Source organism: Pleomorphomonas koreensis DSM 23070 (assembly GCF_000425185.1).
GTDB classification, from domain to species: domain Bacteria; phylum Pseudomonadota; class Alphaproteobacteria; order Rhizobiales; family Pleomorphomonadaceae; genus Pleomorphomonas; species Pleomorphomonas koreensis.
The window spans coordinates 15,999-34,668 of the sequence record NZ_AULH01000019.1; the positions used below are offsets into that span (position 1 = coordinate 15,999).

The window sequence follows — 18,670 nt, forward strand, 5'->3', positions numbered from 1 at the left end:
GTCTCCAGTTTCGCATCGATCTTTGAACGGTCAGAGCAGCCCGACTTCCTGGAACTTGGCTTCGACGATTTCGCGATCAAAGGGCTTCATGATGTATTCGTTGGCGCCGGCCCGGATGGCGCGGGCGATGTGGCCGACGTCGTTCTCCGTCGTGCAGAACACCACCTTCGGCGTGTCGCCGCCGTCGAGCTTGCGCAACTGGGCCAGGAATTCCAGCCCGTCCATCACCGGCATGTTCCAGTCGAGCAGGATGGCGTCGGGCATGGTCTCCCGGCATTTCTCAAGCGCCTGCTGGCCGTCCTCGGCCTCGAGGATGGTGAACGACAGATCCTCGAGAATGCGCCGGGCCACCTTGCGGATGACGCTCGAGTCGTCGACCACGAGACAGGTCTTCATTGTTTCACTCCTCACGGCGGTGACGCCGGCTTCAAGGGTCGTCAGGCGGCCATGTCGCCCTGCATGCGGCCGAGCACGCGCTCGACGTCGAGGATGACCATCAGCTGTCCGGACAGGCGGTGGACGCCGCCGGAAATCTCCGCCCAGCGGCCATCGAGGTTGGCCGGGTTGGCCTCGCGGCCGGAGGCGTCGAGGTTCAGCACCTCGCCGACCTCGTCGATGATCAGGCCGTAGGATTCGCCGCGATACTCGATGCCGACGGCCATGATGCCGTGGTTGCCCTCGCGCTGCGGCAGGCCGAGACGGCGGCGCATGTTGATCGCCGTGACGATGCGGCCGCGCAGGTTGAGCACGCCGGCCACTTCCGGCGCCGACAGCGGCACGCGCGTCATGCTCTCCGGCACGAAGACGTCATGCACCTTGTGGATCGGCAGGCCGAACAGCTGGCCGCCGATGAACACGGTGACATACTGGATCTGGCCGGAGTGGCTGTCGTTGGCGGCAGCACCGGGGGTATGGCTGTTGGCGGTCATGCTGCGATCCCATAGTCAGCGCTGGTGATTTCCTTGAGGGCCGCGATCAGGCCCGGGCGGTCGAACTTGGCAACGTACTCGTCGAAGCCGGACTGGCGGCCACGCTCGATCGACGCCGGCGTGCAGAGCGCCGACAGGGCGATGATCGGCGTGTGCTTGAAGCGGGCGTCGCGGCGCAGCATCTCGGCGAACTCGAAGCCGTTGACCACGGGCATCTCGATGTCGGAGACGATGACGTCGAAGGCGGCGCCTTCGCCGAGCAGGCGGAGCGCTTCGGTGGCCGAGGCGCAGACGGTGACGTCGAAGCCGGCGGCCTTCATCACCGGCCCCAGCATGTTGCGGAAGAAGGCGCTGTCGTCGATGAACAGCAGCTTGCGCGTCAGCGCGGCCGACGAGATTTCCTTGCGCTTGAACCAGTCCTCGAAGGCCAGCGGCAGGTAGTGGCCGATGTCGAGGATCTCGGTGGCCTTGCCCTTGATCACCGCCGAGCCGAGCACGCCCGGCACGTCGGAGCCGACCTGGATGTTGAGCGACTCCTCGACGATGTCGACGATCTCGTCGACGACGAGGCCCATCGAGCGGCCGGCGTCGGAGAACACCAGCATCGGCTGGGTGCCTTCCTCGCGGCGGCGGACCTCGTAGTTCGGGTAGACCAGCGGCATCAGCGAGCCGCGGTACTGCACGAGGTCGCGGCCGTTGGAATGCTCGATCTTTTCGATCTCGAACTCCTCGAGGCGGGTGACCAGCGACAGCGGCACCGCCTTCGGCTCGGGCGAGCCGGCGCGGAACAGCAGCATGGAGATCTTGGCGTCGTTGTCGATGCCGCGCGAGGCGTCGGCGTCGGCATGGCTGTCGAGCGTGTCGGTGGCGACGGCCGTGCCGATGGCGCTGGCGACGCCGTTCGGATCGACGATCATGATCACCGAGCCGTCGCCGAGGATGGTGTTGCCCGAGAACATGGTGATGTGGCGCAGCATCTTCGACATCGGCTTGACGACGATTTCCTCCGTGTGGAAGACGCCGTCGACCACCAGGCCGAAGGTGACGTTGCCGACCTGCATGACGACGATGAAGCCCTCGTCCTCGCTCTTCTCGGCCGAGACGTCCACCTTGAGGAGGCCGGCCAGCGGCACCAGCGGCAACAGCTTGTTGCGGAGACGAAGGACCGGTGTGTCCTTGATGCGCTCGATGCGGTGCTCGGAGTTGTTCTGCACCCGCACCAGTTCGACGACGGAGAGCTGCGGGATGGCGAAGCGGTCGCCGCAGCTCTCGACGATCAGCGTCGAGACGATGGCCAGCGTCAGCGGGATCTTGATGGTGAAGGTGGTGCCCTTGCCCTGCACCGACTTCAGGTCGACGGTGCCGCCGATGGTCTCGATATTGGTGCGGACGACGTCCATGCCGACGCCGCGGCCGGACACCGAGGTCACCTTGGCGGCGGTGGAGAAGCCGGGGGCGAAGATGTGCTTGTAGATCTGGCCTTCGGTCATCTTCTCGAGTTCGGTCTCGGTGGCGAGCCCGTTCTCGATGATCTTCTGGCGGATGCGGTCGAGACTGAGGCCGCGGCCGTCGTCGGCGATCTCGATGATGATGTGGCCGCCCTCGTGATAGGCGGCGAGGCGGATGGTGCCCTTCTCGATCTTGCCGGCCTTGCGGCGGTCGTCGGGACGCTCGAGGCCATGGTCGGCCGAGTTGCGCACCATGTGGGTGAGCGGATCCTTGATCAGTTCCAGCACCTGGCGGTCGAGTTCGGTCTCGGCGCCGACCATCTCCAGTTCGATCTGCTTGTTCAGTTCCTGGGCGAGGTCGCGCACGATGCGCGGCAGCTTCTGCCAGGCGTTGCCGATCGGCTGCATGCGCGTCTTCATGACGCCTTCCTGCAACTCGGCCGTGACATTGGAGAGGCGCTGCAGCGGCACCTTGAACTCGCTGTCCTCGTGGCGGCGGACGATCTCCAGGAGCTGGTTGCGGGTCAGCACCAGTTCGGACACCATGGTCATCAGGTGTTCGAGCGTCTCGACGTTGACGCGGATGGACTGGCTCGACACCGAGCCCTTGTCGGCCTTGGCCTCGCTGTCGCCGTCCTCGGCCGCCTTGGCCTTCTCGGTCTTGCCGTCCGGGCTCGCCTGCTTCATGCGCGCCTCGATCTCGGCGGCGACGCGGGCGAAATCGATGCCGGCGGGCGCGGGGGCGGGCGCCTCGACGGCCGGCTCGGCGGCGGCCGGCAGCTCGACGGCGGTCTCGCGGAAGGCGCGCTCCAGCTCATCGAGCGACACTTCGCCGGGACGCAGCTCGCGTTCAAGCACCTGCGCCACCAGCGTGCCGGCGGTTTCCTTCTTTTCCTTCTTGGGCGGCTCCTTGCGCGGCGCGGCCTCGGCCATGGACATGGCTTCGAGCAGCGAGATCAGGTCACGGTCGTCGCCCTTGGGCTCCTCGCCCTCGTTGGCTTCGAGTTCGGCCAGGATGCCCTTGATGCGATCGATGGTCTGCAGGACGAGGCTCACCGCCTCCTCGGTGACGGCGGCGCCCTCGCGGAACTTGCCCATCAGCGTCTCGGCGGCATGGGCCAGCGCCTCGAGGCGCGGCAGGCCGAGGAAACCGCAGGTGCCCTTGATGGTGTGCACGAGGCGGAAGATGTTGTCCAGAATGCGGGCGTTGTTCGGCTCTTGCTCGAACTTCACCAATTCCACGTCCACGGTATCGAGCGACTCGTTTGTCTCGGTGAGGAATTCACGCAAAAGGTCGTCCATACTTCACCCCCTCGGGAAGGTCGAACCGGAAGCGCCGCATCCTGAAAAGGCGCCCGCTCTACCAGCCGCTTTGGGGGAAGTGTCCCGTCAAACTGTTAATATTGATTGAAGTGTGGGCAATAAACGCCGGATCCCGGCGATGTGGGCCTGCCGAAAGGCATGCCGGCGGACCGTCGCGTCCCGCGGAGCGGCCGGCGGTCATCAATGCCGGACCGGCCGACGCTCGCTCGGCCTCAGAGGGCGGCGGAAAGATCGGCGGGCGCGGGCTTCGCCTCGAAGATCACCGTGTCGTTGTCCTTGGCGATGGTGATGACCAGACCGGCGGCGCGGGCCAGCTCGCCGGCGTAGTAGGGCTGGATGGCATGGGCGTCGAGGTGGTCGCCGAGGTCGCCGGCCAGCAGCTCGGCGACGCGCGGCGGAATGCGCGAGGCGGCGCCGGTGGCCTCGATGCGCTGCACCGGGTGCGGCAGGTCGCCCTCGACGCGCACCACCACCCGGCCGCCGCGCGGGATGGCCTGAAGCGAGATCAGCAGGAGGTTGAGCAGCAGCTTCACCTGGTTCTTCGGCAGCAGGCGGCGCGTCGCCTGCCAGTCGATGTCGGCCTTCTCGCTCTCCATGTAGCGCTTGGCCACGGTCTCGGCATCGCCGAGGTCGACCTCGGCGCCGACCGAGCCGGCGGCGCCGAAGGCCAGGCGGGCGAACTGCAATTTCGAGGAGGCGGTGCGGGCGCTCTTGCGGATGAGGTCGAAGGCGAAAGCCTTCATCTCCTCGTTGTTCTCCTCGTCGAGAACTTCGAGCCCGTTGGTGATGGCGCCGACCGGCGAGATGATATCATGGCAGACGCGCGAGCAGAGCAGGGCGGCAAAATCCAGGGCTTCCAGCTTGGCCAGGTCGGACATGGTCGGTTCCATTGGGTTCGGGGCCGGACGACGGGCAGGGCCTGCCGACGAATCGCACGCGAAGATGCGCCCATGGATAGCGCCCGCCGCCGACGGTCACAAGCTCGGGAAGCCGCCATGGCATCAATAGGCCAGGAGCTTCAGCACCTCCGGCCAGCGGGCGGCGGCGGCGGCGATCATCGTTTCGGGATCGGCGAGGAAGGCGCGCCGCTCGTCGTCGGAGGCGAAGAAGTAGAGGCGGTCGCGGTGGATGGCGAACAGCGTCGGGTTGCCCGGCTGGGCGACGCCGCGCGCCACCGCCGCCAGGGCATAGCCGCCAAAGCCGGGAATATAGGCGGCCGGCGCGGCGCGGAAGGCGGCGGCGTTGCCTTCGTTTGCGAAGTGCCAGTAGGTGTCGCCGTAGACTTCCTCATAGTCGGCGGAGCCGATCACGGCGCCGCCGCTGACGAAATAGGCCACCGGGTCGTAGCCGCCGATGGAGAGGCCGGTGTAGGGATCGAACACGATCCTTTCGTCCAGCGCCTGCGACGGCCCGCCGGAGATGAGGAAAAACAGCGACAAGACAATGGCGCGAGCGGTAAAACTCACCCAATCTCGCCGCGGTGATGTCTGATTCGTCGGTATGATCATGCTGTCACCGGTCGACCCTCCCGTTCATCTTGCCTTAACGGAGTGTCGGCGAGGTTAATGTTCGGATCGTCTCGCCGCCGGCCGCTCCGGTTCGCGGCGGACGACAGGCGGAGGATTGCCGATGTCGCGTCTGTCGGTGCTGAAAGCGCTGCCCTTCCTCCTGCTGGCTCTCCTGGCCGCGCCGTCGCTGCCGGCCGCCGCCCAGCAGATGCAGCAGACCTATTCCTCATCGGAACTCGTCAACACCGGCCACAAGTTCTTCGGCGAGATGTCGGGCGGGCTCGCCTCGGCCATCGAGCGGGCGGCCTCCAGCTACGGCCAGCCCAACGGCTATATCCTCGGTCAGGAGGGCTCCGGCGCCTTTCTCGGCGGCCTGCGCTACGGCGAGGGCACGCTCTACACGCGCAACGCCGGCTCGGTGCCGGTCTACTGGCAGGGCCCGACGCTCGGCCTGGACGTTGGCGGCGACGGCGCCCGCACGATGATTCTCGTCTACAACCTGCCGTCCCTGCAGTCGATCTACCGGCGGTTCGGCGGCGTCGCCGGTTCGGCCTATTTCATCGGCGGTTTCGGCCTCACCGCGCTCACCTCCGACCAGATCACCCTGGTGCCGGTGCGCACCGGCGTCGGCGCCCGGCTCGGCGTCAATGTCGGCTATCTCAAGTTCACGCCGCAGGCGACCTGGAACCCGTTCTGAGCCGCCGTTACGGCCGGAGGCAGGTCTCCCGGCGCTTTTTTCGCCACCGGACGGGGGTGACCGATCGTTCCGCCCTTGACCATTTCCGTCACCCTGCGCGACAACTGAAGGGAGGGCGGTCTCGGTGCCGCCTCGGGATGGCGTGACGTGATCGAGACGGTGCTGATCTTTCTGGCGGGCGTATTGACGGCCGGGCTCGGGGCGCTGCTGCTGATGCCGGCGATCAACGCGCGTGCCGTCCGCCTCTATCGCCGCCGGCTCGACCAGCAGTTGCCGCGCTCGGTGGCCGAGATGGCGGCGGCCAAGGATGCCGTGCGCGCCGAGATGGCCGCCCGCATGGCGCGCGTTACGGTGGAACTCGACCGGGCGCGGCAGGCGGCTGCCATCGCCGAACTCCGCAGTGCCGAGGACCGCACGCTGGCGCGGGCGCTGACGGCGGAGAAAGCCGGCTTCGAGGCGGCGATCGCCGACTACGAGAAGCGCCTCGAGGAAGCGCGCTCCATCGCCCGCTACGCCCACGAGGCGGTGGCGCGGGTCGATGCCGAGCGGCGCGAGTTGCAGCGGCAGATCGCCCTCCATGCCAGCGAGGCCGAGGAAAGCCGCGACGAGGCGGAATCGCTGGCCGCCGACATGAAGATAGCGCTGGTCGAGGCCGAGGCGCGCATCGCCGTGCTGACCGAAACCATCGCCGACCTGACGATGACGCCGCCGTCGGCGCCGGTGCCGGCGCAACCGGCGGCGCCGGTCATCCACGTCGACTTCGTCGCCAAGACCGAGCGGCCGGCGCCGGCCGCCGCCGACGAGGAGGCCCGCATCGACGATCTCGCCCATCGGCTGAAGATCCTGCGCGCCCGCAACGCCGTCGCCCGCCAGCGCATCGAATCGGCGCTGGCCAAGGGAAGCGAACCGCCGGGGCAGGGCGACGCGCCGCATTCCGGCTCATCGTCCTGACGGCCGTTTCCTGATGCGTGCGATCGGTCAGCCGGTGCGGTGGCGTGCCGGCCGCGCTCGCGCGATCAGGCCGCCTGACGGCCCGAGGGCGATGGACAGGGCGTAGATCGCACCGGCGGCGACGATGATCGCCGGTCCCGACGGCAGGTTGGCGGCGAAGGAGGCGGCGAGGCCGATGCCCGAGGCGGCGGCGGCGAAAGCCATGGCCAGCGCCGTCATGGCGCCGAGCGACCGCGTCCAGAAGCGGGCGCTGGCGGCCGGCAGCATCATCAGCCCGACCGACAGCAGCGTGCCGAGCGCCTGGAAGCCGGCGATCAGGTTGAGCACCATCACCAGCATGAACAGCACGTGGACCAGCGCGCCGTGGCCGCCGACCGCCTTCAGGAAGCCGGGATCGACGCATTCCAGCACCAGCGGCCGCCACATCACGGCGAAGGCAACGACGGTGAGAGAGGCGACGATGCCGATGAAGACCAGGGCGGTATCGTCGATGGCCAGCACCGAGCCGAACAACAGGTGCATGACGTCGACCGCCGAACCGCGCGCCGAGATCAGGATGACGCCGAGCGCCAGCGACACGAGATAGAGCGTGGCGAGCGAGGCATCCTCGCGGAGTGGCGTCAGTCGCGTCACGGCGCTGGCCAGCAGGGCGATGGCGAGGCCGGCAGCCAGGCCGCCGGCCGTCATGGCCCAGAGATTGAGGCCGGCGAGGAGGTAGCCGGCGGCGACGCCCGGCAGAATGGCGTGCGCCATGGCGTCGCCGGTCAGCGACAGCCGGCGCAGCATCAGGAACACGCCGAGCGGCGCGGCGGCCACCGACAGCACCAGACAGCCGGCGAGTGCCCGGCGCATGAAGGCGAATTCGGTGAAGGCGGACAGGAGGTCGGCGGCGGTCATGGCGTGTGCTCGGCCTCGCAGAAAGGGGCGGCCTCGTCCCAGGCTTCGACGTGGTGGCGGGCGGCGGCGAGATGGTCGGGCGTCAGCACGGCGGCGGTGTCGCCCTCGGCGATCAGCCGGCGGGCGACCAGCAGCGCGCGGGGGAAGCGCCGGCGCACCAGATCGAGATCGTGCAGTACGGCGACCACCGTGCGGCCCTCGGCATTCCAGCCGGCGACGACGTCCATCAGCTCGTGGGTGGTGCGGTCGTCGACGGCGGTGAATGGCTCGTCGAGCAGGATCAGCGGCGCGTCCTGGAGGGCGAGGCGGGCGAACAGCACCCGCTGCAGCTGGCCGCCCGACAGCGTGTCGAGGAGCCGCCCCTCGAAGCCGGCCAGACCGACGGCGGCCAGCGACCGGGCGACGTCCTCGTCGTCGGCGCGGCGGAAGCCGCCGAAGGCGCCGCGCCGGCCCCAGAGGCCCATGGCGACGAAGTCGAACACCGGCAAGGGAAAGGCGCGATCGATCTCGGCCAACTGCGGCAGGTAGGCGATCTCGTTCCGCCGGCAGCCGCTCACCGCCACCTCGCCACCGATGGGGCGGATGGCGCCGATCGCCGCCTTGAGCAGCGTCGATTTGCCGGCGCCGTTGGGTCCGACGACGGCGGTGAGCGTGCCGGGAGCGAAGGTGGCCGAGACGTGGTGCAGCGCCGGATGGCCGTCGTAGCCGATGGTGGCGTTCAGGAAGGCGAGCGTCGCGCCGTCTGGCGCCGGCTGGTGCCGGATGGCCGTCACCGCAGCACCCAGCCGATCAGCGCCCAGATGCCGGCGACGAAGGCCGCCGCGCCGGCTAGGCGGGCGCCGAGCCCCAGCCGCAGCACCGACGGCCGTACGGCGACGACCGCCGGACGACCGGCTTCGGCGGGCGGCGAGGACAGGGAACGGAGGGGATCTGGCGGCATGGCGGCCCTGGCTACTCGGCGGCGATCGGAGGTGAGCGAACCGTTATAGTATAACGTTTTGCTGGTCAACCGTCTCGTCGACCGGCTGAATACCGGCACTTTGGAATCTATCAAGGCTGCCGGCCGGCAAATATTAATCTCCCGGAAAGATCACTCTGGTTCTTTCCTGTATGTAAATTTAATTATGACACTCTTCAGGAAACAATTTTCATTCATACGGAGTTGCATAGAAACCTTCGGAAAGCCTTTGGCGGTGGAAAAGCTATTCCGTATATGTGCGATGCGCATACTTGAAATCTCTGGCCCTGTTGTATAGTAGGATAAAACCGACACGAGTCTCCCAAGGTTGTAGCAAGTGGTCTCCAGTTCCCTCCTTTCCGTCGTCCGTCAAAATGCAGGGGAGGCAGCCGTGGCGGCCAAACCCGACCTCATGAAAACCTTCCTCCTGGCCTATGAGTCGGTTATCGAGATGCTGCGACCTAGCATGAAGGCGGCCGGCCTCACCGAGCCGCAATGGCGGGTACTGCACGAGCTGCAATCGCGTTCGCCGATGATCGCCTCCGAGCTGGCTGCCAACACCTTCGTCAGGGCATCGAGCCTGTCGCGCATATTGCGCGACCTCGAGGCGCGCGACCTGATCAGCCGCGCCCAGCAGTTCGAGGATCTCAGGAAGACGCTGGTGTCGCTGACCGACTACGGCTGCAAGACCATCACGCCGATCGAGGCGGCCTATGCCGAGCTGGTCCGGCGTCTGTGCGACGCCGTCGGCGGCGAGGCGGTGGGCGCCTGCGCCGCCGCCTGCGCCGGCATCGTCGAGCAGATCGGCGCCCGGCCCGGCGACGACTGAGGGTCCCGGCAGGCTTCCGCCCGGCGGCTCCTCGCCGCCTCCCCGGCTTTCGGTTCGACCCGTGACGGCCCGCCTGCGCGGGCCGTGATGATGTTCGTGTTCCCGGAAGACACGCAGGCACCACCTCCGCCGGGGCGGCCGGTGGCGTCGGTGCCGCCGAACCGGTGGAGGCCCGATGATGGCGCCGGTCAGCCCTGCGGCGACTGCGGCGCGGTGACCAGCACCTTGTCGATGCGCCGGCCGTCCATGTCGACGATCTCGAAGGTCCAGCCGCGCCAGTCGACGACGTCGCCGGTGGCCGGGATGGCCTTGGTCACCGACAGCACGAAGCCGGCCAGCGTCTCGTAGTCGCGATCGGGATCGTTCAGTCCCTGGCAGTTGATCTTCTCGGCCACCAGATCGACGCCGAGGTCGGCGTCGATCAGCCAGCTGCCGTCGACGCGCTCGACGATCTCGCTCACCTCTTCGCTGGGCTCGCCGCCGAGGTTGCCGACGATGGCGGTCAGGATGTCGGCGGCCGTCACCATGCCCTCGACCGAGCCGTATTCGTCGATCACCATCACCATTTGCAGCGGCGAGCGGCGCAACGTGTCGAGCACGTCGAGCGCCGAGGCGGTATCGGGCACCATGTCGACCTGGCGGATGCGGCTGCGGATGTCGAGCGGCTCGCCCTTGAGGTGCTGGTCGAGGAGGTCCTTCGCCTGGATGACGCCCTGCACCATGTCGATCGAGCCGGTGAACACCGGATAGCGCGAGTGCGAGGAATTGGCGAGCGCCTCGATGATGCGGCGGTCGTCCCAATCGAGGTCGATGCCGGTGATGTCGGGGCGCGGGATCATCACGGCGCGGATGGAGCGGTCGGCGAGGCGCATGACGCCGGCCATCAGCTCCTTTTCCTCCGGCTCCAGGATGCCCGAGCTGGTGCCCTCGGCGATCACCGCCTTGATCTCCTCGTCGGTGACCGAGCTTTGGCCGGTCGCCTTGAGGCCGAGCGAGGCGATGATCAGCCGGCTCGATCGCTCCAGCACGAAGGCGGCCGGCGCGGCGATGAAGGCGATGCCGAGCATCGGCCGGGCCATCAGCGAGGCAACGGCCTCGGGGTTGGCCAGCGCGATCTGCTTGGGCACCAGTTCGCCGATGACCAGCGAGAAATAGGTGATCAGGCCGACCACCAGGGCGATCGACAGCGGCGAGGCGGCGGAGGCCGACACGCCCCAGGACAGCAGCAGGCGCGACAGCGGCTCGGACAGCGTGGCGCCCGAATAGGCGCCGGCCAGGATGCCGACCAGCGTGATGCCGATCTGCACTGACGACAGGAAGCGGCCGGGATCGGCGGCGAGCTTCAATACCGTCGCCGCGCCCTTGGAGCCCTTGGAGGCCATCGCTTCGAGGCGGGGACGGCGGGAGGACACCACCGCCAGTTCGGACATGGCGAACAGGCCGTTCAGGATGAGGAGGATGAAGATGACGCCGATTTCAAACAGGTAACCCATGGGGTGCGGGCTTCGCCCGGCTGCTCCGTCGCAAGTTGCATTGCCGCGGAAAATACAGGGAGTTCCGCGTTCCCGCTAGATTGAGGCTTCAACTTTCTTGCCGGCCGGTCAGTTCCCGGCGACGAGGAGGTGGGTGAAACCGGCGAAGGCCGGGCGGCCGTCGGGCATCAGGCTGCCGCTGCCCCGGAGATAGGCGGGCAGGCCGTGCGCCGCGGCGGCGAGCGCCACCAGACCGGCGGCGGTCAGGCGCGGGGCGTCGGCGCCGCCCGCCGCGCCGCGGCCGAAGCCTTCGAGATCGATGCCGAGCATGGCGAGCCGCCCCGGCACGGGGCTGCGGTGCGCGAGGCGCAGGGCGCCGCCGGGGCCGGCGATCTCGACGATCAGCGAGAGAGCGCCGTCCGCGAGCCCCAGTTCGGCCTCGGCTACCGACAACGTCACGGCCATCCGGTCGGCCGGCGCGAAATCGTCGGTGATCGCCATGAGAACGCCGCGAGCGCCGGCTTCGACGGCGGCGCGTGCCTTGTCCGGATCGGCGGTGGCGACGGTGAAAGCGCCGCCGGGCGGCCGGTCGTCAGCCGTCATGACCGGCCGCAGCAATGCCGGCCGGTTTGCCAAGTCTTTCCCAATGTTTCCGTCAAGTAACCGGAAGACCAGCGACATTTACCAATCCTTAACCAATGCGGCGGAAAATACTTAACAAAGGACTAATCGAGCCTGGTCAACGCCGTCTTCCCAGATCCCTGCGGATTGCCGGCCGGCCGTTGCTGGTGGAACGCCCATGAATCCGGTCTTCCAGTGGGTCTACGCGACGCCGGCGCAGAAGACGACGGCGCCGCCGACCACGTCAACAGGCATTTCGAACCGTATCGAGCAGGCGTTCGACGCGGCGAGCGACAGTACCGGCACGTCCTTTCAGTATCTCCTCGACACGGCGCGGCGCGAGTCGTCGCTGCAGCCCGATGCCAAGGCGCCGACCTCGTCGGCGACCGGCCTGTTCCAGTTCGTCGAGAGCACCTGGCTGCAGACGCTGAAGGAGGACGGGCCGTCGCTGGGGCTCGGACAGTACAGCGCCGAGATCACCAGAACCGCCAGCGGCCGCTACAAGGTGGCCGATGCCGCGGCGCGCGAGAAGATCCTGGCATTGCGCGAGGATCCGGAGATCTCCTCGCTGATGGCCGGCGCCCTGACCCGCCGCAATGCCCAATCCCTCAGGAGCGACATCGGCCGCGAAGCGACGGCCGGCGAACTCTACATCGCCCATTTCCTCGGCGCCAAGGGTGCGTCGGCGCTGATCGGCGCCGCCGGCAGCGATCCGACGTCGAGCGCCGCCGACCTGTTGCCGCAGGCGGCGCGGGCCAACCCGGCGATCTTCTACGAAAACGGCCGCGAGCGCTCGGTGGCCGAGGTCTACGCCAGCCTGACCAGCCGGCACGGCGACGCGGCGCCGGTGGCCGTCGACGCCGGTCACGTCGTCGCCCGGCTCGACCGGGCGGAGGAGCCCGTCGCCACCCGCTGGGACCCGGCGCTCGGCTACACCGACGCCGAGACCGGCGGTGGCGCGTCGCGGCGCGTCGCCGAGGCGGAATCGGCGCTGTCGGCGCTCGCCGCGTCGGGCGGCGATCCAACGTCCGGCTGGACGGCGGCGGCCCCGTCGAACGCCTTCGCGGCGATCTATCGCGCCGACGGCGCCACGGCCGCCCCCGCCGCCGCCAGCTTCTGGCAGGGCTTCAGCCTGGCGCCCAATCTGTTCCACGCCGCGCTTGCCGACGACAGCACGACGCTGTCCTCCGCGGTGTCCGACGCCGGGGAGACCAGCGCCGCGCTCAGGGCCAGCCAACCGGGCCAGATCCTCGATCGCGGCTTCAAGACGAGCGGGCCGCTCGACCTCGCCAGGTTCCTGAACGACGGCTGACGGCTTTCATCCTCTCGCCTGGCATGATCGTCGCGGCGCTGATGCGCCGGATCGGTCCGATCGAGGCAGCGTTCATTCATCCCGGACCGGGCGTCCTTGCCTTTCTCAACTCGATGAAGCTGCGGGTGACGATTGCCGGTGCCTGAGATCACTTTCCAACGCGGTGCGACGGCATGATCGACCTTGTCGTCTACACCGGCCTGTTCCTGACCGCCTTCGTCGCCGCCACTGTCCTGCCGATGCAGTCGGAGGCGGCGCTGGTCGGGCTGTTGCTGGCCGATATCCAGCCCGTCTGGGCTCTGGTCACCGTGGCCAGCATCGGCAACGTGGCCGGCTCGGCCGTCAACTGGCTGCTCGGCCGGGGCGTCGAGCGCTTCCGGGAGCGGCGCTGGTTTCCGGTGGGACCGGCGGCGATCGACCGGGCGCAGGGCTGGTACCATCGCTATGGAAAATGGTCGCTGCTCCTGAGCTGGATGCCGATCGTCGGTGATCCGCTCACCGTCGTCGCGGGGGTGGCACGGGAGCCCTTTGCCGTTTTCCTCGCCCTGGTCACCGTCGCCAAGGTCGGGCGCTATCTGGTGCTGACGGCGGCAACCCTGAGCGCGACTTAGGGTGCGCGGTATCATGCCGCTGAGGCCAGAGGCAAACCGGCGGCCCGGCCAACCGGTGGCCTCGCTCGCCGATCATGGTGAACCAATCCTTAAGGGTCGGCGTGGGAACATCCCATCCAATGTCGCCGGTGCCGTCGCGCCGGCGCCGCATCGGAACGGGATGTCACGCATGGGGCGTTTTCGGCTCATCGACTGGATGGAAAAGGCTCCGGCCCCGGCCAGGGCTTCGGCCGTGCCGGCGCTGGTCAGGAGCTACGTCCACGGCGAGCTGACGCTTGAAGGGCGGGAGGTGATCGAGGCGACGCTGACGCTGCTCGTCGACGACCCGTCGCCGGACGTGCGCCGGGCGCTCTCCGAGGCGCTGTCGATCCACGAGACGGCGCCGCGTCACCTGATCGTCGCCCTGTCGCAGGATCTGCCGGCCATCGCCGAGCCGATCTTCCGTCGCTCGCCCTGCCTGATCGACGCCGAACTCACGGCCGCGGTGGCGCTCGGCGCGCCGTCGATCCAGACGGCGATCGCCAGCCGTCCCTGGATTTCCTTCGAGGTGGCGGACGCCATCGCCGCCGAGGGCGACCGCGGCGCGGTTCTGGCCATGCTTGCCAACGACGGCGCCGATCTCGACGGCGACGCCTTCGCGACGATCGCCGCCCGGCTGGGTGGCGACGGCGACGTCCGCGAGGCGCTGTTCGCCCGCCGCGACCTGCCGCTCGCCGTGCGGCAATCGCTGATCTCGGCGCTGGGCGAAAAGCTGAACCGCTTCCTGGTCGGCCGCGCCTGGATGGCGCCGAAGCGGGCCGGCGTGGTGCTGCGCGAGGCTTGCGACAAGGCGACGGTGTTCCTGGCCGGTTCGGCCGACGAGGCGGAACTCGTCGCGCTCGTCGAGCACCTGAGGGCAGCGGGGCAGCTCACCACGGCGCTGCTCATCCGCGCCATGTGCGAGGGCCACATCCGCTTCCTGGAGGCGGCGCTCGCCCGCCTGTCCGGCCTGCCGGCGCCGCGCGTCTACGCGCTGCTGATCGACGGCCGGCCGGCGGCGCTCAGGGCGCTGTTCGGTCGTGCGGGGCTGCCCGAACGCAGCCACGCCGCCTTCCTCGCCGCCCTCGACGTCTGGCGCGACCTTGACTACGACGGCCGCGACGGCGACGAGCCGCGCTTCGGCCGGCGGATGATCGAGCGCATCCTGACGCGCTACCAGGAATTCGCGCCGGGCGAGGTGGACGACCTCCTGGCCATGCTGCGGCGGCTGGCCGCCGAGGGCGCCCGCACGGCGGCGCGCGACATGCTGGCGTCGCGGCGCCGCGACGCCGCCTGAGGCGGGAAATCGACAATCGGAAAGCGGAGCGGTCCGCGCGTCAGAGATCGCGGATGATGACGCCGTCGTCGTCTTCCTCGACGTGGCCGTGGCGGGCGAGATAGGCTTCCGTCACGTCGAGCAGCGTCTGCGTCAGCGCCGCGCCCACCCGGTTCTGCTCGTCCTTGGCGCGCTCGCGGACGATGGCGCGGATGGAGTCGACGTGCTGGTTGACGAGGTCGACCGGCACCAGGGCGCGGTCGGTGATGCGTTCGAGCAGCGAGCACAGGCTGCTGGCGACGCGGGTGGCCAGCGGAAAGCCGAGCGTCGTCGACTGGCCCTTGATGTCGTGGACGGCGCGGTGGAAGGCGCGCTTTTCCTCGCCCTCGCGATAATCGACGGCGGCCCAGGCGTCGCGCGTCTCGAACATCGACTTGACCTCGTCGAGCATCCAGTCGTCGAAATGCGCCGACAGGATCTGCAACGCCGCCTCGGCCCGCTTCACCGGATCGTCGGCCGGCGAACGACGGCGGATCTCCCGCACCTTCTTGCGAAGGTCGTTCTTGGCCTCGATGTATTCGGTGGCGTCGGAAGGTCTGGTCATCGGCGTGGGTTCCGTCGACTGCACGACCATCGGGCCGCTACAGCCGATTGTCGTCGGCGGCGCTTAAGGAAACGTTGCGTGGGGTCAGGTGCGGAACTGCTCGGTGAGGACGCGCTCCTCCCAGCCGTGGTTGCGGTCGAACAGGATCAGGCTGCGCTGGCGCACGTCGGCCTTGACGGCGACGCGCAGCACGTCGCGCACCTCCTGATGGTCGGCGGCCACCGACACCGGCCGCTTCTCGTTCTCCAGCACGTCGATGGCAATCGCGCAGCGGTCGGGGATGACGGCGCCGCGCCAGCCGCGCGGCCGGAAGGCGCTGATCGGCGTGACGGCGAGAAGCGGCACGTGGATCGGCAGGATGGGGCCGTGGGCGGAGAGATTGTAGGCGGTCGAGCCGGCCGGCGTCGACACCAGCACGCCGTCGCAGATCATCTCCTCGAGGCGCACGGTGTCGTCGATGGAGATGCGCAGCTTGGCCGCCTGGTAGGTCTGCCGCATCATCGACACTTCGTTGAAGGCGTGGGCGAGATGGATGTCGCCGGTCACCGTCGTCGCTTCCATGGCGAGCGGGTGCAGGGCGGTGACCACCGAATCGGCCAGCCGCTCCCGGAGGCCCTCGACGCGGAACTCGTTCATCAGGAAGCCGACCGAGCCGCAGTTGAGGCCGTAGATCGGCTTGTCGGTGTTGATGAAGCGGTGCAGCGTCTGCAGCATCAAGCCGTCGCCACCCAGCGCCACGATGGTGTCGGCGTCTTCGGGTGCGACGTTGCCGTACTCGGCAATGAGGCGTGCCTGAGCGTCGCGGGCCTCGGTGGTATCGCTGGCGACGAAGGCGAGGTGCTCAAAGGAGGCGCGTCTGGTCTGCGGCATCGGTTCCGTCGCGTCATGTCTGGCCGAACGTCCGGCGAGCCGGAACATTCGGGATCGCGGCCTTCCGGCCGGCGCCCGCCGCAAATGGGGGTCCACTTTCGGGGGATATGCTCTAGCATGGCCCCGTGCAAAAGGAAACGTATCGGCGCCGGCTGCGATTCCCGCCGGCCGCCGATATGCCGAGCAGCCGGAAGAGCCCCGGAGGAACCATGTCGAAATCCGTCGAGGATCTGCGTCTCGTCAACGTCACCTGCCCGGACGAGGCGACGGCGCTGGCCATCGGCCGGCTGGTCGTCGAGCGGCGGCTCGCCGCCTGCGCCAACGTCGTGCCGGGGGTGCGCAGCATCTACCGCTGGATGGGCGAGATCAACGAAGACAGCGAGGTGCTGCTCACCCTCAAGACGCGCGAGGACTTCGTGGAATCGCTCTACACGGCGATCGTCGCCAACCATCCCTACCAGCAGCCGGCGATCGAGGTGCTGGCGCTGGTCGGTGCCGGCCGCGGCGTCGCCGCCTGGATCCGCGCCGAGACCGGCGGCGAGGACAGCACGTCGCTGCCGAAGGGGTTCAAGCCGGTGGAGTAGGAGGGGTTGTTTTGCGACAAGGCCCGAACTTGAACGCTTCCCGTTTACCTTGTTAATCACTTCGTAGAAATACGCTATATTCCATGACCCGCTTCATTGCTAATGATGAATGAAACTTAGCCTAGAGTTGTGTTCTCGCGCGGCTACTCCCTATCGCTTCGTCACGATGTGACGAAGCCGTTCAGGCTGTCCGGCCCTTTTCTGAACCTATGGTTTCGATCTCAAGATCCGTGCTGATTTAAGTAATCCATGGATGAAACAGCATGTTCATGTATGTGATAGGTGTCTCCCTCATCAGTGCCGCCCTTGGTGGATGCATAGCAGCAGGGAGGGGCGGAATCCTTAGGCTTGCACTCTTGCTTTTGATTGTTTCCGGAGTAGTGATTTTTCTTTCCGGTTATGCCGGATTGCCTGCCTGGTCTACTTTCTTGATTTGGTCGTCGGCGATCATCTGTCTAAACTTGAGCTGGTTTGCCGTCATCATATTCGTCAACGTGCGTGGCTTGTTTGTCTTCTTGCGCGAACAGATTTTCCTGGAAAACAAATAGGCCCCAGTTCAACTCCGACAGATCGGTCCTTGAAAAACAAAAAGCCCCGGCGCGAAGACCGGGGCAACATGACGGACGGCGCGAAAAGGGGTGGAACGCGCCGCCGCTCGTCGATGGAAGTTCGTTCAGACCGCTTCCTGGATCTCGTCGGGCTCGCGCAGGACGTAGCCGCGACCCCAGACCGTCTCGATGTAGTTGCGGCCGTCGGTGGCGTTGGCGAGCTTCTTGCGAAGCTTGCAGATGAACACGTCGATGATCTTCAGCTCGGGCTCGTCCATGCCGCCGTAGAGATGGTTGAGGAACATCTCCTTGGTGAGCGTCGTCCCCTTGCGCAGAGAGAGCAGCTCCAGCATCTGATATTCCTTGCCGGTCAGATGCACGCGGTTGCCGTTGACCTCGACGGTCTTGGTGTCGAGGTTGACGATCAGGTCGCCGGTGACGATCACCGACTGGGCATGGCCCTTGGAGCGGCGGACGATGGCATGGATGCGGGCGATCAGCTCGTCCTTGTGGAACGGCTTGGTCATGTAGTCGTCGGCGCCGAAGCCGAGACCGCGCACCTTGTCCTCGATGTTGCCGAGGCCGGACAGGATCAGGATCGGCGTCTTGACCTTCGATACGCGCAGAGTCCTGAGCACCTCATAGCCGGACATGTCCGGAAGGTTAAGGTCCAGGAGGATGATGTCGTAGTCGTAGAGCTTGCCGAGGTCGATTCCTTCCTCGCCAAGGTCCGTCGTATAGACGTTGAAGCTCTCGGACTTCAGCATCAGCTCGATGCTCTGTGCGGTCGCGCTGTCGTCCTCGATCAGCAAAACTCGCATTCCGTTATCCCCTTTTTCTAGGGCCTTGGGCCCGACCTTCTGTCGGAAGCGCAAATCCGGTCTTCCGCCGGACATAAGCTATCGGAGCCAAGGCTAGTGCCGAATGGTTAACAAACAATGATTCTCGGCCGCAAGCCTTTTAAGGGAAATCCGACAAAAGTCCGGGCAGGCCATTCAGAATCAACGAGAAATCGGCTTCGGTTGTCCTCACCCAGCAAATTAAGAAATTTGTCTAAGCGATTCTGCCGACTCCATGAAGATTCCTTGTCCACACCCTTTTTGCCGGCGCCGGGCGCCCTTGCATCCTTAAGCAAAGTATTAACGCCGGACCTTAACGAAGCGTTACACTCTCCGGGCAAATCCGAATCATCGCGGAAACATTTGCCCGGAAAC

General features: G+C 67.3%; 22 protein-coding genes. 9 read left to right on the forward strand and 13 right to left on the reverse strand.

What is annotated here, in order from left to right; translation table 11 throughout:
- Window positions 1–30 precede the first annotated feature (30 nt).
- The 5 genes from H512_RS0116045 to H512_RS24410 all read right to left on the reverse strand — a co-directional run bounded on the left by H512_RS0116045 (window position 31) and on the right by H512_RS24410 (window position 5,166).
- Window positions 31–396: a response regulator gene (locus H512_RS0116045; RefSeq protein WP_026784314.1), complete on the reverse strand. Its 366-nt coding sequence runs from the start codon at window positions 394–396 to the stop codon at window positions 31–33.
- A 41-nt stretch (window positions 397–437) separates the two neighbouring features.
- The gene (locus H512_RS0116050; protein ID WP_026784315.1) at window positions 438–929 is read right to left on the reverse strand and encodes a chemotaxis protein CheW; all 492 of its coding nucleotides are present in this window, start codon (window positions 927–929) and stop codon (window positions 438–440) included.
- A complete protein-coding gene (locus tag H512_RS0116055; RefSeq protein ID WP_026784316.1) occupies window positions 926–3,679 on the reverse strand; it encodes a hybrid sensor histidine kinase/response regulator in 2,754 nt (917 codons plus the stop codon). The genes H512_RS0116050 and H512_RS0116055 overlap by 4 nt, the downstream gene beginning before the upstream one ends.
- A gap of 233 nt (window positions 3,680–3,912) precedes the next feature.
- Window positions 3,913–4,578, reverse strand: coding sequence for a histidine phosphotransferase ChpT (gene chpT, locus H512_RS0116060; RefSeq protein ID WP_026784317.1), 666 nt, complete (start codon window positions 4,576–4,578; stop codon window positions 3,913–3,915).
- Between the two features lie 123 nt (window positions 4,579–4,701).
- Entirely contained in the window at window positions 4,702–5,166 is a 465-nt protein-coding gene (locus H512_RS24410; RefSeq protein WP_156899531.1) for a YHS domain-containing (seleno)protein, read from the reverse strand.
- A 163-nt stretch (window positions 5,167–5,329) separates the two neighbouring features.
- On the opposite strand from H512_RS24410, the gene H512_RS0116070 reads away from it, so the two are divergent.
- The gene (locus tag H512_RS0116070) at window positions 5,330–5,905 is read left to right on the forward strand and encodes a DUF1134 domain-containing protein (protein ID WP_053239954.1); all 576 of its coding nucleotides are present in this window, start codon (window positions 5,330–5,332) and stop codon (window positions 5,903–5,905) included.
- A gap of 147 nt (window positions 5,906–6,052) precedes the next feature.
- A complete protein-coding gene (locus H512_RS25915; protein WP_026784319.1) occupies window positions 6,053–6,856 on the forward strand; it encodes a hypothetical protein in 804 nt (267 codons plus the stop codon).
- Window positions 6,857–6,883: 27 nt separating this feature from the next.
- On the opposite strand, the gene H512_RS0116080 is transcribed toward H512_RS25915, so the two are convergent.
- The 3 genes from H512_RS0116080 to H512_RS27075 are packed head-to-tail and all read right to left on the reverse strand — an operon-like array spanning window position 6,884 to window position 8,693.
- The gene (locus tag H512_RS0116080) at window positions 6,884–7,753 is read right to left on the reverse strand and encodes a metal ABC transporter permease (RefSeq protein ID WP_026784320.1); all 870 of its coding nucleotides are present in this window, start codon (window positions 7,751–7,753) and stop codon (window positions 6,884–6,886) included.
- The gene (locus H512_RS0116085; protein ID WP_245585432.1) at window positions 7,750–8,526 is read right to left on the reverse strand and encodes a metal ABC transporter ATP-binding protein; all 777 of its coding nucleotides are present in this window, start codon (window positions 8,524–8,526) and stop codon (window positions 7,750–7,752) included. The genes H512_RS0116080 and H512_RS0116085 overlap by 4 nt, the downstream gene beginning before the upstream one ends.
- Entirely contained in the window at window positions 8,523–8,693 is a 171-nt protein-coding gene (locus H512_RS27075) for a hypothetical protein (RefSeq protein WP_156899532.1), read from the reverse strand. Before H512_RS27075 ends, H512_RS0116085 begins: the two co-directional genes overlap by 4 nt.
- Window positions 8,694–9,102: 409 nt before the next feature.
- Between H512_RS27075 and H512_RS24420 the strand changes: the two genes are divergently transcribed.
- Entirely contained in the window at window positions 9,103–9,540 is a 438-nt protein-coding gene (locus H512_RS24420; protein WP_053239955.1) for a MarR family transcriptional regulator, read from the forward strand.
- Between the two features lie 188 nt (window positions 9,541–9,728).
- Here the strand turns inward: H512_RS24420 and H512_RS0116100 are convergent, their stop codons facing one another.
- Both H512_RS0116100 and H512_RS25920 read right to left on the reverse strand, forming a co-directional pair.
- Window positions 9,729–11,033 (reverse strand): hemolysin family protein, encoded by a 1,305-nt coding sequence (locus H512_RS0116100; RefSeq protein ID WP_026784322.1) that lies wholly within the window; start codon window positions 11,031–11,033, stop codon window positions 9,729–9,731.
- Window positions 11,034–11,141: 108 nt separating this feature from the next.
- Window positions 11,142–11,615 (reverse strand): hypothetical protein, encoded by a 474-nt coding sequence (locus H512_RS25920; protein WP_156899533.1) that lies wholly within the window; start codon window positions 11,613–11,615, stop codon window positions 11,142–11,144.
- A gap of 196 nt (window positions 11,616–11,811) precedes the next feature.
- Here H512_RS25920 and H512_RS25925 point away from each other — a divergent pair, with 196 nt between their 5' ends.
- From H512_RS25925 to H512_RS24435, 4 genes are all read left to right on the forward strand, one after another.
- The gene (locus H512_RS25925) at window positions 11,812–12,945 is read left to right on the forward strand and encodes a hypothetical protein (RefSeq protein ID WP_053239956.1); all 1,134 of its coding nucleotides are present in this window, start codon (window positions 11,812–11,814) and stop codon (window positions 12,943–12,945) included.
- A 23-nt stretch (window positions 12,946–12,968) separates the two neighbouring features.
- On the forward strand, window positions 12,969–13,091 hold the full coding sequence (locus H512_RS27775) for a hypothetical protein (protein WP_281170363.1): 123 nt from the start codon (window positions 12,969–12,971) through the stop codon (window positions 13,089–13,091).
- Between the two features lie 27 nt (window positions 13,092–13,118).
- Complete coding sequence (locus tag H512_RS0116120; protein WP_026784324.1) at window positions 13,119–13,556, forward strand: YqaA family protein; 438 nt, start codon at window positions 13,119–13,121, stop codon at window positions 13,554–13,556.
- A gap of 169 nt (window positions 13,557–13,725) precedes the next feature.
- Complete coding sequence (locus tag H512_RS24435; protein WP_036792212.1) at window positions 13,726–14,871, forward strand: DUF2336 domain-containing protein; 1,146 nt, start codon at window positions 13,726–13,728, stop codon at window positions 14,869–14,871.
- A gap of 40 nt (window positions 14,872–14,911) precedes the next feature.
- Here H512_RS24435 and H512_RS24440 read toward each other — a convergent pair whose 3' ends face one another.
- Both H512_RS24440 and H512_RS0116135 read right to left on the reverse strand, forming a co-directional pair.
- On the reverse strand, window positions 14,912–15,454 hold the full coding sequence (locus tag H512_RS24440; protein ID WP_156899535.1) for an Hpt domain-containing protein: 543 nt from the start codon (window positions 15,452–15,454) through the stop codon (window positions 14,912–14,914).
- Between the two features lie 84 nt (window positions 15,455–15,538).
- Window positions 15,539–16,324 carry an NAD kinase gene (locus H512_RS0116135; RefSeq protein ID WP_156899536.1) on the reverse strand — a complete coding sequence of 262 codons (786 nt, stop codon included), beginning with the start codon at window positions 16,322–16,324 and terminating at the stop codon, window positions 15,539–15,541.
- Window positions 16,325–16,533: 209 nt separating this feature from the next.
- On the opposite strand from H512_RS0116135, the gene cutA reads away from it, so the two are divergent.
- Both cutA and H512_RS0116145 read left to right on the forward strand, forming a co-directional pair.
- Complete coding sequence (gene cutA / locus H512_RS24445) at window positions 16,534–16,908, forward strand: divalent-cation tolerance protein CutA (RefSeq protein WP_053239958.1); 375 nt, start codon at window positions 16,534–16,536, stop codon at window positions 16,906–16,908.
- A 263-nt stretch (window positions 16,909–17,171) separates the two neighbouring features.
- Window positions 17,172–17,456 carry a hypothetical protein gene (locus H512_RS0116145; protein ID WP_026784326.1) on the forward strand — a complete coding sequence of 95 codons (285 nt, stop codon included), beginning with the start codon at window positions 17,172–17,174 and terminating at the stop codon, window positions 17,454–17,456.
- Between the two features lie 125 nt (window positions 17,457–17,581).
- On the opposite strand, the gene ctrA is transcribed toward H512_RS0116145, so the two are convergent.
- The gene (ctrA, locus tag H512_RS0116150) at window positions 17,582–18,277 is read right to left on the reverse strand and encodes a response regulator transcription factor CtrA (protein WP_026784327.1); all 696 of its coding nucleotides are present in this window, start codon (window positions 18,275–18,277) and stop codon (window positions 17,582–17,584) included.
- Window positions 18,278–18,670 lie beyond the last annotated feature (393 nt).

Bases quoted from the DNA above. Each gene is read 5' to 3' on its own strand.
- H512_RS0116045 (WP_026784314.1), bottom strand. From the start codon at position 396: ATGAAGACCTGTCTCGTGGTCGACGACTCGAGCGTCATCCGCAAGGTG.
- H512_RS0116145 (WP_026784326.1), top strand. From the start codon at position 17,172: ATGTTCATGTATGTGATAGGTGTCTCCCTCATCAGTGCCGCCCTTGGT.
- H512_RS0116050 (WP_026784315.1), bottom strand. From the start codon at position 929: ATGACCGCCAACAGCCATACCCCCGGTGCTGCCGCCAACGACAGCCAC.
- ctrA (WP_026784327.1), bottom strand. From the start codon at position 18,277: ATGCGAGTTTTGCTGATCGAGGACGACAGCGCGACCGCACAGAGCATC.
- H512_RS24440 (WP_156899535.1), bottom strand. From the start codon at position 15,454: ATGACCAGACCTTCCGACGCCACCGAATACATCGAGGCCAAGAACGAC.
- chpT (WP_026784317.1), bottom strand. From the start codon at position 4,578: ATGTCCGACCTGGCCAAGCTGGAAGCCCTGGATTTTGCCGCCCTGCTC.
- H512_RS0116120 (WP_026784324.1), top strand. From the start codon at position 13,119: ATGATCGACCTTGTCGTCTACACCGGCCTGTTCCTGACCGCCTTCGTC.
- H512_RS25925 (WP_053239956.1), top strand. From the start codon at position 11,812: ATGAATCCGGTCTTCCAGTGGGTCTACGCGACGCCGGCGCAGAAGACG.
- H512_RS0116070 (WP_053239954.1), top strand. From the start codon at position 5,330: ATGTCGCGTCTGTCGGTGCTGAAAGCGCTGCCCTTCCTCCTGCTGGCT.
- H512_RS27075 (WP_156899532.1), bottom strand. From the start codon at position 8,693: ATGCCGCCAGATCCCCTCCGTTCCCTGTCCTCGCCGCCCGCCGAAGCC.
- H512_RS0116080 (WP_026784320.1), bottom strand. From the start codon at position 7,753: ATGACCGCCGCCGACCTCCTGTCCGCCTTCACCGAATTCGCCTTCATG.
- H512_RS0116055 (WP_026784316.1), bottom strand. From the start codon at position 3,679: ATGGACGACCTTTTGCGTGAATTCCTCACCGAGACAAACGAGTCGCTC.
- H512_RS27775 (WP_281170363.1), top strand. From the start codon at position 12,969: ATGATCGTCGCGGCGCTGATGCGCCGGATCGGTCCGATCGAGGCAGCG.
- H512_RS24435 (WP_036792212.1), top strand. From the start codon at position 13,726: ATGGGGCGTTTTCGGCTCATCGACTGGATGGAAAAGGCTCCGGCCCCG.
- H512_RS0116135 (WP_156899536.1), bottom strand. From the start codon at position 16,324: ATGCCGCAGACCAGACGCGCCTCCTTTGAGCACCTCGCCTTCGTCGCC.
- H512_RS25920 (WP_156899533.1), bottom strand. From the start codon at position 11,615: ATGACGGCTGACGACCGGCCGCCCGGCGGCGCTTTCACCGTCGCCACC.
- cutA (WP_053239958.1), top strand. From the start codon at position 16,534: ATGTCGAAATCCGTCGAGGATCTGCGTCTCGTCAACGTCACCTGCCCG.
- H512_RS0116100 (WP_026784322.1), bottom strand. From the start codon at position 11,033: ATGGGTTACCTGTTTGAAATCGGCGTCATCTTCATCCTCCTCATCCTG.